The 14121-nt window shown below is 62.3% G+C and carries 10 protein-coding genes and 2 pseudogenes; 5 read left to right on the top strand and 7 right to left on the bottom strand.

The annotated features are described in order from the left end of the window. Positions 1 to 56: 56 nt before the first annotated feature. A complete protein-coding gene (locus SERRSCBI_RS02740; RefSeq protein ID WP_071883529.1) occupies positions 57 to 944 on the bottom strand; it encodes a LysR family transcriptional regulator in 888 nt (295 codons plus the stop codon). A 178-nt stretch (positions 945 to 1122) separates the two neighbouring features. On the opposite strand from SERRSCBI_RS02740, the gene SERRSCBI_RS02735 reads away from it, so the two are divergent. The 4 genes from SERRSCBI_RS02735 (at position 1123) to SERRSCBI_RS02720 (ending at position 6596) form a co-directional block, all read left to right on the top strand. Next, entirely contained in the window at positions 1123 to 2463 is a 1341-nt protein-coding gene (locus tag SERRSCBI_RS02735; RefSeq protein WP_042783621.1) for an aspartate aminotransferase family protein, read from the top strand. Positions 2464 to 2473: 10 nt separating this feature from the next. Further along, a complete protein-coding gene (locus SERRSCBI_RS02730) occupies positions 2474 to 3982 on the top strand; it encodes a CoA-acylating methylmalonate-semialdehyde dehydrogenase (protein ID WP_042783620.1) in 1509 nt (502 codons plus the stop codon). 125 nt (positions 3983 to 4107) lie between these two features. Further along, the gene (locus SERRSCBI_RS02725) at positions 4108 to 5484 is read left to right on the top strand and encodes an APC family permease (protein WP_033641746.1); all 1377 of its coding nucleotides are present in this window, start codon (positions 4108 to 4110) and stop codon (positions 5482 to 5484) included. 2 nt (positions 5485 to 5486) lie between these two features. Beyond that, positions 5487 to 6596 (top strand): P1 family peptidase, encoded by a 1110-nt coding sequence (locus SERRSCBI_RS02720; RefSeq protein WP_042783619.1) that lies wholly within the window; start codon positions 5487 to 5489, stop codon positions 6594 to 6596. Positions 6597 to 6630: 34 nt separating this feature from the next. Here the strand turns inward: SERRSCBI_RS02720 and SERRSCBI_RS02715 are convergent. The 5 genes and pseudogenes from SERRSCBI_RS02715 to SERRSCBI_RS02695 form a co-directional block, all read right to left on the bottom strand. Next, positions 6631 to 7882: pseudogene (locus tag SERRSCBI_RS02715) on the bottom strand (phospholipase D-like domain-containing protein). Next, positions 7875 to 8525: a MotA/TolQ/ExbB proton channel family protein gene (locus tag SERRSCBI_RS02710; RefSeq protein WP_016929215.1), complete on the bottom strand. Its 651-nt coding sequence runs from the start codon at positions 8523 to 8525 to the stop codon at positions 7875 to 7877. Before SERRSCBI_RS02710 ends, SERRSCBI_RS02715 begins: the two are co-directional and overlap by 8 nt. Positions 8526 to 8571: 46 nt before the next feature. Beyond that, positions 8572 to 10815, bottom strand: coding sequence for a TonB-dependent receptor (locus SERRSCBI_RS02705; protein WP_033651386.1), 2244 nt, complete (start codon positions 10813 to 10815; stop codon positions 8572 to 8574). 39 nt (positions 10816 to 10854) lie between these two features. Then, on the bottom strand, positions 10855 to 11595 hold the full coding sequence (locus SERRSCBI_RS02700) for an energy transducer TonB (RefSeq protein WP_042783618.1): 741 nt from the start codon (positions 11593 to 11595) through the stop codon (positions 10855 to 10857). 1 nt (position 11596) lies between these two features. Then, positions 11597 to 12004 carry a biopolymer transporter ExbD gene (locus SERRSCBI_RS02695; protein ID WP_021504179.1) on the bottom strand — a complete coding sequence of 136 codons (408 nt, stop codon included), beginning with the start codon at positions 12002 to 12004 and terminating at the stop codon, positions 11597 to 11599. Between the two features lie 492 nt (positions 12005 to 12496). On the opposite strand from SERRSCBI_RS02695, the gene SERRSCBI_RS02690 reads away from it, so the two are divergent. Further along, a complete protein-coding gene (locus SERRSCBI_RS02690; RefSeq protein ID WP_033651388.1) occupies positions 12497 to 12799 on the top strand; it encodes a hypothetical protein in 303 nt (100 codons plus the stop codon). 174 nt (positions 12800 to 12973) lie between these two features. Here SERRSCBI_RS02690 and SERRSCBI_RS02685 read toward each other — a convergent pair. After that, a pseudogene (locus SERRSCBI_RS02685) lies at positions 12974 to 13891 on the bottom strand (L,D-transpeptidase family protein); the annotation flags it as partial. Positions 13892 to 14121 lie beyond the last annotated feature (230 nt).

Here is a 14121-nt window from a genome sequence, read left to right as displayed (position 1 = left end):
GCATCCTGGTCGGCGCGCTGATCAGAATCTTCGGCAAGAAGAAAGAGCAGTAAGCGTCACGCTGTTCCGTGGGCCGCCAGCAGGCACTCATGGAACAGCTTCACCACCCGTTGCGGCACCGGCGAGCGGCGCAGCACGCTGGAGTACTCGCAGTGATAGCGGAACAGCGCCGGTTTAATCGCCCGCATCAGGTTCTGCGCCACAAAAAACGCCGCGTAGTGATCCGGCAAAAAGCCGACGTATTTGCCGGACAGGATCAGCGTGGCGATCGACTCTTGCGCGAACCCCGTCGCCTTGCGATGCAAATGCTGCTGCAGGCTCAGTTCCATATTCGGCGAATGGTAGCCCAATCCGGCGAAAGCATAATTGTGCAGCAGATCCCAATTTAATGTTTCATGGCGGGCGGAAAATAATTCATGCTGCGCGCCGCAATATAAGAACATCCTCTCACTGAATAACGAATGATAAGATAAACTTTCCGCGCTGCGGTGCATGGGAATAACGCCAACCTGAAATTGCCCGTCAATAACGCCACGTTCAATGGTATTAATCGGCTCCACGTACATTTGCAAAGAAACTTCCGGCGCGCGCTCGCTGAATAACGCGATCGCCCGGCCGATCTGCGCCTGCGGATTGCTGACCGTATGGTCGAATATCGCCACGTGCAGCTGCCCGCCCATGCGCTGGTGCACCTCGTCCACCCCGCGCCGGAACGCCTCGGTGGCCGCCAGCAGGTTGACGGTTTCCTGGTAGATAATCAGCCCCTCGTCGGTGACCGCAAAGCCCTCGCGCCCGCGCTGGCACAGCGTCAGGCCCAGCCGCTGCTCCAGATCCTTGATGTGCTTGCTGATGGTCGACAGGCTGATATTCAGCTCCAGTTCGGCGGCGCTCATGCCGCCGCAGTCGACCACGGCCTTGAATACCCGCAGCAAACGCAGATCCATATCCGACAATTGTCCCAGCAACGCGCGCTTTTTTTACTTGCATAAAACCTTAAGTAAGTTTCGACATATGATTATTCACAGTAGAGAACAAGCGGTACATAGTCAATTTCGCACAACAATTCGTTAACAACTCATTTTATTTAATTAATCGCACTTATTTTCCTGCCCGGAGGAAAACATGGCCGCTGAAAATTATTCGCTTAATCGTCTCGATGCCGAAGGGTTAGAAGCCCATTGGATGCCTTTTACCGGCAACCGCAATTTTAAAGCGCAGCCGCGCATCATTACTCAGGCCGCAGGGGCGTATTACACCAGCCACGACGGCAGAAAGATTTTCGACGGCCTGTCCGGATTGTGGTGCTGCGGATTGGGGCACGGCCGGCAGGAAATCACCGACGCCGCCCAGCGCCAGTTGGCGACGCTGGATTACTCGCCGGCGTTTCAGTTCGGCCACCCGCTGTCGTTCGAGCTGGCCAACAAAATCAAGGCGCTGACGCCGGCGGGGCTGGATTACGTGTTCTTCACCGGCTCCGGCTCGGAAGCGGCGGACACCTCGCTGAAAATGGCGCGCGCTTACTGGCGCGCCAAAGGCCAGGCGGGCAAAACCTGCTTTATCGGCCGGGAAAAGGGCTATCACGGCGTTAACTTCGGCGGCATCTCGGTCGGCGGCATCGCCGGCAACCGCAAGACGTTCGGCGCCGGCGCCGAGGCGGACCATCTGCCGCACACCCTGCTGGCCGGCAACGCCTTTTCGCGCGGCATGCCGCAACAGGGGGCGGAGCTGGCGGAAGAGCTCAACCGCATCATCGCGCTGCGCGACGCCTCGACGATCGCCGCGGTGATCGTCGAACCGTTCTCCGGCTCCGCCGGGGTGATCGTGCCGCCGGTCGGCTATCTGCAGCGCCTGCGCGAGATCTGTACCCAGCATGACATTCTGCTGATCTTCGACGAAGTGATCACCGCCTTCGGCCGCTGCGGCGCGATGACCGGCGCCGAGGCGTTCGGCGTCACGCCGGACATCATGAACATCGCCAAACAGGTGACCAACGGCGCGCAGCCGATGGGCGCCGTGGTGGTGCGGCCGGAGATCTACCAAACCTTCATGAACGGCGGCGAGCCGGACTACCAGCTCGAATTCCCGCACGGTTACACCTACTCCGCCCATCCGGTCAGCTGCGCGGTGGCGCTGGCGACGCTGGACATCCTGCAGCGCGAACAAATGGTGGAGCGCGTACAGGCGCTGGCGCCCTACTTCGAGCGCGCGGTGCACAGCCTGCAGGGGGCCAAACACGTCGCCGACATTCGCAATATCGGCCTGGCGGCCGGCATCACGCTGGCGGCGCGGCCCGGCGAACCGGCGCGGCGGCCCTTCGAAGCGGCGATGCGCTGCTGGGAAAGCGGGTTTTACGTGCGCTACGGCGGCGACACCCTGCAACTGGCGCCGCCGTTCATCAGCAGCGAAGCGCAGATCGATGCGCTGATCAACGCCGTCGGCGATGCCCTCAACGCCACCGAATAAGGAGCGAACCATGACCATTACCCATTGGATCAACGGCGAACCCGCCGCCGGCGGCGAACGCAGCCAGCCGGTTTACGACCCGGCCACCGGCCAATCGGCGCAGGAGGTGCTGCTGGCCGATCGCGCCACGGTGGAGCGCGCCATCGCCGCCGCCGAGCAGGCTTATCCCGCCTGGCGCGACACGCCGCCGCTGAAGCGCGCGCGCATCATGATGAAGCTCAAGGATCTGCTGGAGCAGCACGCCGATGCCATCTGCCAACTGATCACCGCCGAGCACGGCAAAGTGCTCAGCGACGCCCTGGGCGAACTGCAGCGCGGCATCGAGAATATCGAATACGCCGGCTATGTGCCGGAACTGCTGAAAGGCGAACACAGCAAAGAGGCAGGCCCGGGCATCGACAGCTGGAGCGAGTTTCAACCGCTCGGGGTGGTGGCGGGCATCACCCCGTTCAACTTCCCGGCGATGGTGCCGCTGTGGATGTGGCCGATGGCGGTCGCCTGCGGCAATACTTTCGTGCTGAAACCTTCCGAGCGCGTCCCTTCAGCCGCGCTGTATATCGCGCGGCTGGCGGCGGAGGCCGGGCTGCCGCCGGGGGTGCTCAACGTGGTCAACGGCGATCGCGAAGCGGTAGAGACGCTGCTGCATGACGGACGCGTGAAGGCGATAAGCTTCGTCGGTTCGACGCCGGTCGCGGAACACATCTATCACACCGGCTGCGGCCAAAACAAACGGGTGCAGGCGCTGGGCGGCGCCAAAAACCACGCGGTGGTGCTGCCGGACGCCGATATCCCCGGCGCGGTCGGCGCGCTGATGGGCGCGGCGTTCGGCTCCTGCGGCCAGCGCTGCATGGCCATCCCGCTGGTGGTGGCGGTGGGCGACGGCACCGCCGACGCGCTGATCGCCGGGCTGCGGCAACAGATGGCCGCCATGCGCGTCGGCCCCGGCAGCGACAACCGCAACGACATGGGGCCGCTGGTGACTCAACAGCATTATCAGAAGGTGAAAGGCTACATCGATCAGGGCGTGGCCGAAGGCGCCGAGCTGCTGGTGGACGGCCGCGAACTGCGCGTGACGGACGCCGACGGCCGCCCCAGCCAGGGGTATTTCCTCGGCCCGACGCTGTTCGACCGCGTGACGCCCGGCATGCGCATCTATCAGGAGGAGATCTTCGGCCCGGTGCTCGGCGTGGTGCGCGCGGCGTCGCTGCAGGAGGCGATGGCCTTGATCGACGCCCATGAATACGGCAACGGCACCTGTCTGTTTACCCGTGACGGCGAAGCGGCGCGCCACTTCTCCAGCCGCATTCAGGTCGGCATGGTGGGGATCAACGTGGCGCTGCCGGTGCCGGTGGCCTACCACTCGTTCGGCGGCTGGAAGCGCTCGCTGTTCGGCGATCTGCACGCCTACGGCCCGGACGCGGTCAGGTTCTACACCAAACGCAAGACCATTACCCAGCGCTGGCCGGCCTCCGGTGATGCCCGCCGCGCCAGCTTCAGCTTCCCGTCGGGGCAGGGGTAACACATAAGAACAATAAACTTCCGGGGAGCAACGCTCCCCGGCATTTAGCGCGCTCCATTTGATTTCTGCGTACAGCCTGTGCAGCAAAACAATTACTCACTCACACGTTAATGGAGTCGTTAACCATGAAAGAGTCCGCCCCTGAACACACTTTCAAAGGCAATCTCAGCGTCCTCGACGTGGTGATGATTACCGCTTCCGGCGTGACGCCGGCCAGCTCGATCTTCGTCATCGCGCCGCTGGCGATCGCCAGCGCCGGCAGCGGCGCCTTTCTGTCGTTTCTGATCGCCGCCTGCGTCGCCGCCACCATCGCGCTGTGCTATGCCGAGCTCGGCGCCGCGCACCCCAGCGCCGGCGGCGAATACAGCATCATCAAACGCCTGTTCGGCACCCTGTGCGGGTTGCAGACCTATCTGTTTATTCTCAGCGCCGCGCTGTTCGTGCCGGCGGTGCTGGCCACCGGCGCCGTGCCCTATCTGAATACCGCGTTGGGCACCTCATTCGACGCCTCCACCGCCGGCATGATCACCGTGCTGATCGGCGGCGCCTGCGCCATTTTCAACATCAAGGCCAACGCCCTGCTGACCGGCGCCTTTCTGGTGGTGGAAGTGGCGGTGCTGGCGCTGATCGCCTGGCTCGGTTTCAGCCATCCGCATCAAAGCGCGGAGATCCTCACCGCGCCGGTGATGCTGGACGCGCAGGGCAGCCTGGCGCCGGTTTCGCTGCCGCTGATCGTCGCCATGGTCGGGGTCGCGCTGTTCTCCTACAACGGCTACGGCGCGGCGGTGTACATGGCGGAAGATATGCGCGAGCAGGGCAAACCGATGGCGGTCGCGATCATGCTGACGCTGGTCATCGTGGTGCTGGTGGAACTGGTGCCGTTCACCGCCCTGCTGATCGGCTCGCCGTCGCTGGCGGAGATGGCCAAACAGGCCGATCCGGTCGGGTATGTGGTCACCCAGCTCGGCGGCCCGACGCTGGCGCGGGTGGTGAGCGGCGCGATCTATCTGTCGGTATTCAACGCCATCATCGCCATCGTGGCGCAGTTCAGCCGCATGATGTTCGCCAGCGGGCGCGACGGCTTCTGGCTGCCGACGTTCAACCGCGCGCTGAAAATCATCCACCCGCGCTTCGGCACCCCCTGGATCGCCACCCTGCTGTTCGGCGTCCCCTCGGCGCTGCTGGCGTTTTGCTCCGACCTCGAATCGCTGACCTCATTCACCGTGATCCTGCTGCTGCTGGTGTACATCATCATGGCGGTGGCGGCGCTGATCAGCCGCCGTCGCCGCCACTTCCATCACCCGTACCTGATGCCGCTGTGGCCGCTGCCGGTGGCGGCGGCGCTGCTGTGCTGCCTGTACGTGCTGTGGACGATTTTGATCGCCAGCAGCCTGAAAGACTTTATTATCATTGCCGGCATCATCGGCTTCGGGCTGGCGCTGAACCACTTGCGCGGCCGCCAGACGGCGCCCCTCGCCACCCCCTCAATAGAAGGAGAATAACCATGACGCAGCGCGCTCAGGATCTGGGCATCACCATCGGTCAGGGCACGCCCGGCCCGCTGAACGCCATCACCGACGTGCCCGGCGTGCGCGTCGGCCATGCCAGCCTTCATGCCGATTTGGCGGACGGGCGCAGCGTGCGCACCGGCGTGACGGTAATCGAACCGCGCCCCGGCTCCGCTCGCCACGCGCCCTGCTTCGCCGGCGTGCACGTGCTGAACGGCAACGGCGACGCCACCGGCCTGGAATGGGTGCGAGAAGCGGGCCTGTTGACCAGCCCGATCGCCTTCACCAACACCCACAGCGTGGGGGTAGTGCGCGATGCGCTGATCGCGCTGGAGCGTGAAACGCTGCCCGCGAGCGACAACGCGGTGTACTGGAATATGCCGGTGGTGATGGAAACCTTCGATGGCCTGCTCAACGACATCAACGGCTTTCACGTCAAGGCCGAGCACGTGCGCCAGGCGCAGCAGGCGGCCAGAGGCGGCTTGCCGCAGGAAGGCGTGGTCGGCGGCGGCAGCGGCATGATCTGTCATGAATTCAAGGGCGGCAGCGGCACCGCATCGCGCCGCTTGCCCGCCGATCAAGGCGGCTGGACGGTGGGCGCCATCGTGCAGGCCAACCACGGCAAGCGCGAGTCGCTGCTGGTCGGCGGTTACCCGGTGGGCCGCCACCTGGGGCATATCCCCTCGCCGTTCACGCCTCAGTTGCCGCATCCCGGCATGGGCTCCATTGTGGTGGCGCTGGCGACCGACGCGCCGCTGCTGCCGCACCAGTGCGCGCGGCTGGCGCAGCGCGCCAGCATCGGCATCGCCCGCACCGGCGGCGGCACCGAGGATTCGAGCGGCGATATCTTTATCGCCTTCGCCACCGGCAACGACGGCCTGCCGCCCGCCGACTACGCCAATAAAGGCGATTTCACCACACCGCTGCGCATGGTGAACAACGACTACATTTCGGCGCTGTTCGCCGCGGCGGCGGAAGCGGTGGAAGAGGCGATCGTCAATGCGTTGCTGGCGGCCAATACCGTCAGCGGCAACGGCCATCGGGCGGAAGGGTTGAGCGCCGAACAGCTGGTGACGGCGCTGGAGAAGGCCGGATGGCGGCGGTAAACAACGCGGAGCGTGGGTTAACGCGTCCTGACCGTCAGGATTCGCCGCCCGGTTTGGGCGTCGGGTAATCGTAATCCAGCTTCAACGGCTCGGCGTAGACGCTGTCCCACAGCTGTTGGTACAGCCTGTCCAACCGCCCGCTCATCGCCGTGCTGTGCAGCACCAGCTCCAGATTGCGCGAGTTGTCCAGATAGCCGCCGGTCCAGTTGCTGGTGCCCACCCAGGCAATCTCATCGTCGATGGTCATCAGCTTGCTGTGGATCACCCGGGCAAACGGGATGAAGCCGCTGCTGGCCGGCGGAATGGTCACCACCTTGATCTGCACGTTCGGCACCAGCGCCAGGCTCTTCAGCCAGGCGATATCCGGCTTTTTGGTGTTCCAGTTGGCTACCATCAACTCGATCTGCACGCCGCGCGCCGCCGCGCCGCGCAGCGCGTTGTCGATGACCGCATAGAAGGGGCGACTGCGCTCCGGGCCGAACGACAGCGGCGCGTAATCCATTACCTGCACCCGCACCCGCCGTTTGGCGTCAGCCAGCAGACGCGGCAGCTCGGCCTGCGAATCGAGCACGCCCGCCGGGTTGTAGGCGCGCGGGCTGGCCACCAGATAGTTGCCCTGCGGCTGCGCCGTCGGCGGCGAATCGGGCAGCGTCGGCACCGGCTTATCCTGCGCCAGCAGCGCCTGCGCCCGCCAGTCCTGTTCGAAGATCGCCTGGATCTGCCCTACCACCCTGGCGTCGCTGATGCGCAGCCCGGTTTCGTGAATGTGTTCCAGCGCGCGCCAGTCGAAGTTCTGGCTGCCGACGAACGCCTGCTCGCCGTCCACCAGCAGATACTTGGCATGCAGAATGCCGCCGCTCAGCTTCTGGTATGGGATGATGCGCAGCTCCAGATTGGGGATCGCCTTCAGCCGTTCCAGCGTCTCGGCGGTGGAGAGGCGAATGCCCTTCTCTTCCAGCAAAAAAGCGGATTTTCACCCCGCGTTCGCCGGCCGACTTCAGGTGCTGCAGCACGCCGTCCAGCAGCGAACCGTCCTGATTCGCCACGTAGAACTGCCCCAGATCGATGCGGGTTTTCGCCGCGTCGAACATCTCGCGCCATACCTCGGCGGTGTTGCGCAGGTCGTCGGCCTGCAGCGCGGTTTCCACCGGCGCGGTGTACACCAGCTCGTAACCGGGAATAGCAAAACGCGCCGCAGCGCTCTGGCTCAACATCAACAAACAACCGCTCCACAATGCCGTATAAAGGCGGCCTCTCGGCCGCCGTACTGGATGGCCATTAGGCATAGCGCGGCGCTCCGCTGTCAACCCATTGTTCGCCGCTGCCGCTCTCCGGACGGCTGGCCGGTTGACCGGCGCGGATCAGCAGCACCTTCAGCAGTTCGTTGATGCGCTCCATGCGGCTCTGCAGGAAATTGTTGGCCACCAGGCACAGCAGCGCGATGGCGATGCCCAGCCCGGTGGCGTACAGCGCGGTGCCCATGCCGGCCGACACCAGACTCGGCTCGGACACCCCCGAGGCGGCCAGCGCCTTGAAGGTTTCGATGATCCCCATCACCGTGCCCAGTAGCCCCAGCAACGGCGCGGCGGTGACCACGGTTTCCAGCAGCCACAGGCCGCGCGCCATCGGCGGCTTGCTCAGCAGGTACTGGGCGTCGATCAGATCGCCGATCGCCTCACGGTCGCCGGCGCGGTGTTTCTGCGCCAGCACCGGCGCGATCACCGCCATCGGCAGGCTGTTGCGCTGCGTCAGCGCGTCGGGCAGATCGGCCGCTCGGCGTACCTCCGGCGTCAGCGCCTGCTCCAGCCGGCGCGCCTGACGCTGGGTGTAGGCGAAGTACAGCGTGCGTTCGATGATGATCACCAGCGCGATCGCCAGCGCGGCGTACATCACGTAAAAAATAATGTCGTGCAACAGATTGGCGTCCATACAGGGTTCCTCTTCCCCGCCGCCGGGCAGACGGCGGGGCATTCAGTTAAAAGGTGGCTTCCAGCGAGACGCTGAAGGTGCGTTCTTCGCCGACGTTGTAATACGGGGTGCTGGCCTTCACGCCGCCGTAGGGCGCCGCGTTGAAGGTGGTGGTGCGCACCGAGGTCAGGTATTCCTTGTCAAACAGGTTGCTGATGCCAAAACGCAGCGCGGCGCTTTTGACGATTTTCTTGTCCACCGGCAGATGCACCCCCGCCGCCAGATCGAACACCGTGCGCCCGCCGATCTTCTCGTCGTTGGTCAGATCGCCATAGAACGCGCTGACGTACTTGCCGCTGACGCTGCCGTAGTACAGGCCGTCGTCATAACCCAGCGTCATGTTCAGCAGGTTTTTCGGCACGTTCGGCACCTCTTTGCCGGAGGTCGGCAGCGGCAACCCGCCGTTGCTGACGATGTCGCTCTTCTGCTTCGATTGGGTATAGGTATAGGAGGTGTAGTAGTTGAAGTTATGCGGCAGTTGGCCGCTCCACTCCAGCTCCAGCCCTTTGTTCTCCACGTTGCCGATGTTCATCATCTCGTAGTCGCCGGCCGCGTTGGTGGTGGAGATCTGGCGATCGCTGTAGCGCATGTAGAACAGCGTGGCGCTCAGCAGCATGTCTTCCTGTTGGAAGCGCCAGCCCAGCTCGTGGTTCCAGCTCAGCTCCGGCTTGGTGCTGAGCGAGTCGCCGACGTTGTACAGCACGTAGTTCGGCGGCGTGCGCATGTTGCGCGTCAGGTTGTAGAACACCTGGTTTTCCTGGTTCACCTTATAGCTGGCGCTGAAGTTCGGCAGGAATTCATGATAGGTGGCTTTGCGTTTCTCCGGCGCGTTGTACAGGCTGCCGCGATTGTCCCCTTTACGTTCCACGTACTGATAGGCCAGGCCGCCGACGAAGGTCCAGTCCGGCGTGGCGAACCAGGTATCCTGCAGCCACACCTTCTGCGCCGGGGTGATAGTGTACTGGTTGCGCCCCTGAACGGTGTTGCCGTTGGCGTCCTTCACCTGATCGGAACCGCCCGGCGGCCCCCAAATCTGCGACGGGTTGCCGTCGCCCTTGATGCTGATGAACGGCTGGGTCTGCAGCTGGCGCGCGCGCTCATACCAGTAACCGATATCCAGACTGTGCTGATCGTTGATGTCCCACTTCAGCTTGGTGGTGATGCCCGGCCGCCAGGTCTGCGTCCACGACGGGCGGTAGTAGGTGTTGGATTTCAGGTTGCTGAGATCGTACTGCCCTGCCCTGTCCGACGTGCTGGACAATACCGACGCGGTTTGACCGTTGAAGCTGCCGCCGTTGCCCCAGTAGTAATACGGTTGCAGGGTCAGCGACAGGTTGTCGCGCAGCTGCAGCTTCTGGGTGAACGACAGCGTGAAGTTCTCGAACGGGTTGCGCTCGAGCTTGTAATACTTGTTCAACTGTCCGCGGCTGTTGTACTCCGGCGTGGTGGCATAGTCGGTGTCGCGGCCGTCGTTTTGGAACTGCGCCTTGCTCAGGGTGTTGTAGTTGGTGTTGTTCTGGCGGTTGTACTTCATCACCAGATTGCTGCTGTTGCCGTTGCCGTCTTCGTACAGCGAGTTCATCTCGAACTTGTCGGAGTACAGCCGCCCCTCGCCGCGCCACTTCTTCGCCTCGGTGTGCGAATAGGAGAGCCAGTTGCTGAAGCCGTTGTACTCGCCGGTGTCCAGGCGGGCGAAGGTTTTGCTCAGGCTGTTGCTGCCCAGCGTTTGCTTGACGAAACCGCCGAAGTCTTTCGCCGGGCGGCGCGTTACCAGGCCGATGTTGCCGCCGCTGGAGCCGATATGCGGGCCGTCCGCTTCGGAAGAGCCCTGGGTGACAAACACCTCTTCCAGGTTCTCCGCATCGCCCAGCAGGTTCGGGTATACCGCGTAGTTGCCGGAGTCGTTGATCGGGATGCCGTCCATCGACAGGCCGATCTGATCCGAGTTCATGCCGCGCATGGTGTAGTCTACGCCGCTCAGGCCGCTGGCGTCATTGCTGTTGACGTTGAGGCCCGGCGTGAACTTCAGCTTGTCGATGGCGTTGGCCGCCGACGGCATTTTATCCATCGCCTCTTTGGTGACGGTGGAGCGCGCCTTGGCGCTGTCGTCCTGCACCATCATGCCGCCGCCGAGCGACTGCCCCTTGACGCTGATGGTGCCGACGTCGGTGCCGTCGGCCGCCAGCGCGGCGCCCGGCAGCATCGCCGACATCACCGCCAGATAGATCCCAGAACGATTGAACGATTTCATGGTGTGCATCCCTTAAAAATCAAACGATTAACCCTTGCGCTAAGGCGCCTGATAATTGAACGTCGCGGTAAATCTTTTGGTTGTTTGCCCGGCGAACGCGTCGCTCGGGAATGGCTTCACTGAACTGATGCTTTGCAGGCTGCTCATCGCCGCGCGATTCAGCAGCATGCTGGCGGCTTTGTTGGCGATGCCGGAAGAGACCACCCGCCCGCTGCGATCGACCTCCAGCCACACCTCGACGTTGCCCTGCGGGCGCTCGAGGGAGGCCTGACGGCCGGTCGGGTAGCGCTTGCGCTGTTCCAGTTCGCGGCGCAAGGCCAGCAGATAGCCGTTTTCAATCGCCTGCGCATTCACCTTCGGCGCCGCCGGGGCGGCCGGTGCGGGTTGCGCCGCCGGTTTACTGACCAGCGCGCGCGGCGCGGCGGGCGCCGGCGTCGGTTTAGGCTTTTCCACCGGTTTGGCTTTCTCTTTCACCGGCTTGGGTTTGGGCTTCGGTTTCGGCACCGGCTTGGCTTCCACGATCGGTTCCGGCGCCGGCACCACCGGTTCGGGGATCGGCTCCGGCTCGGGCGGCGGCGGTTCGGGCTGGGGGTCCGGCGGCGTTTGCGGTTGAGGTTCAGGTGCCGGTTCAGGCTCCACCAGCGCCAGTTCGATGGCGGTTTCGTCGTAGCGCGGCTGGATCTTCAGCGCCGCCTGCTGGCTGGCGAACAGCAGGCAGCCGGCGACAATCAGCGCCGGCAACCAGCTGAAAAGATGACGTGAGCGATAGAGCAGATACATGTCACAGCTTCCGTGTCGCGATGGAGACGGAGAAGAAACCGCCCTGGCGCAGGTTATCCATGACCGCCACCAGCCGCTCGACCGCCACGCCTTTGTCGCTGTTGACGATGATGGTGGTGGTCTGGTTGGCCTGCTGCTGTTGCTTGAGCGTCGTGACCAACGCGTCGAGCGCGATCGGCTGGCCATCCAGCTGCAGCTGTTCGTCGGCCCCCAGCGTGATAATCGCTTTCTTCTGCGGTTTCAGCTGTTGCGCGCTGCCGGCGGACGGCAGCTGCGTTTTCAACCCGAGCGCCGGAATGACGTTCAGGCTGATCAAGACGAAAAACACCAATAAAAACATCATCACGTCGATCATCGGGATCAGTTCGATGTGCGCTTTGTTCTTTTTCGGTTCGTTCCAGTTACGCATGACACTCCCTCACAAAAGCGAAGCAGCCAATATAGGAGGGGTTTGTTTACCTTTTGTTACGCTTGTGTGATCTTATTTTCACAGTGCGAATTTTTTGCGAGAATTTTTTCAATGACTGACGACGGCAAGGGCTATATAACCCATTAATTAGCGATAGTTTTTATCGGAATAATTGCAATGTGGACCTAACGCCGCGCGGATGACGAGACAATAAATGTGAAAATAGTGACAAGCTGCGCCAAGCGGCAGCGGTTTTGCCTCTCACCTTCCAGCGATATCTGCTATTTTTCCCAAGAACATTCCCAATCCCCCTCTTTAAAACACTCGCCAAAAATGAATGCGCCTATATTTAACCAAATAATACCCTTCATTGAATAGAATATTGCCAATCAAATATCAGCTGTTATATTTTTAAAGTGAAATAGCGCTACGGCGTTATTTTAGAATTTAATTAAACCCACTAAGTCACCCTTTTATTTATAAGGATTGTATATGAAAGTACTTAGTCAATATGAAGAACAGTACGTTAGCGGTGGCGATCTGAACGCGGCCTGGGATGGGCTGTTGGACGGCGCCATGACCGGCGCGCTGATTGCAGGCAAATCCGCAGGCGCAGGCGGCTTTATTGCCGGTGCGGTCGGCCAATTGGTCGGCACCCTCATCGGCGGCGTTGCAGGCGGTGTGGGGCTGGGTCTTTATGGCCTGACGCATACGCAGCAGGAAGTGGCCGACTACGCGAAACATTTCCGCGAGACGATCGGCTCCACCTCGACCTCGGTCGGCGGCAGCCTGTAATAGAAATAAAATGGCCGCCGGCGCGGCGGCTATTTTATTTTTGACGCGCGGGGAATAAAAAAACCGTTAATCCCGGAGACGCGCCGGCGCAAATATCCTGACAGCACTTCGGTTCATAAAAAAAGACGCCCACAGGCGTCTTCTTGGTATTGTCACTGAAGCCCGAGGCGATCAGTTCACTTTCACCGGCATACCGGAACGGGCCTTGATCGCCGCGTCCACTTCGCTCTGGTTGACGCCGGCGTCCATCAGCACTTTGCCGACCGGCGCGGAAATGGTCAGCGGCACCGGATCCTTGGATTGCAGCTGCTCTTCGTTGGCCGACAGCGGGTTGTGCACTTCCACGTAGCGCGAGCCGTCCGGTTCGACGGTGGCCTTCATCGGTTCGTTGATGAACTGCACGCGGGTGCCGACCGGCACGTTCTGGAACAGGTACTTGATGTCGTCGGCGCGCAGACGCACGCAGCCGTGGCTCACGCGCAGGCCGATGCCGAAGTTGGCGTTGGTGCCGTGAATGGCATACAGGCGGCCAACATACAGCGCATACAGCCCCATCGGGTTATCCGGGCCGGCCGGGAACACCGCAGGCAGGATCTCGCCGTCAGCCGCGTATTCGGCGCGCATTTTGGCGGTCGGCGTCCAGGTTGGGCCGTCTTTCTTGCGCTGCACGGTGGTGGTCCAGTTCAGCGGGGTGTCTTTACCCAGCTGGCCGATGCCGATCGGCAACACCACGACGGTGTTGGAACCTTTCGGGTAGTAGTACAGACGCATTTCGGCGCTGTTGATGATGATGCCTTCACGCGGCGCGTCCGGCAGGATCAGCTGTTGCGGGATGGTCAGGGTGCTGCCGGCCTTCGGCAGGAACGGATCCACGCCCGGGTTGGCCTCCAGCATGTTGCTCAGCCCCATCTGATACTGGGCGGCGAAGCTCTCCAGCGGCAGTTTGCTGTCTTCCGGTACGGTGATTTGGATATTTTCGCCCACCAAACGGCTGTCTTTTGGCGGCAGCGGGTAGACGACGGCGAAGGCAGCCTGGCTGAATGCAACCAGTGCCGTAAACAGGGTTAATAACGCGCGAATGCTCATTTTCATCTTCGTGTTGGTCAAGGCCACTGGCGATTATGGGTATTGGTTTCTACGGCCACTTTGCCCCGTTGAATTTCAGCCGGCAGCCAACGGCGCTGCGGCCTGAAAAACCAGGGGGATTTGACCGGATGCGCATTATATGTGCACATCAATCAAAGTGTGAACCATTACCGATGTAATATCGCAATTTTTTGTAACCTGACGCGCCACGAAGGCGATTTTCTGCGAGAACCGCC

Source organism: Serratia sp. SCBI, assembly GCF_000747565.1.
GTDB lineage: Bacteria > Pseudomonadota > Gammaproteobacteria > Enterobacterales > Enterobacteriaceae > Serratia > Serratia ureilytica.
Note: the sequence above shows the minus strand (reverse complement) of the source record. Positions and strands in the feature narration are given on the sequence as shown.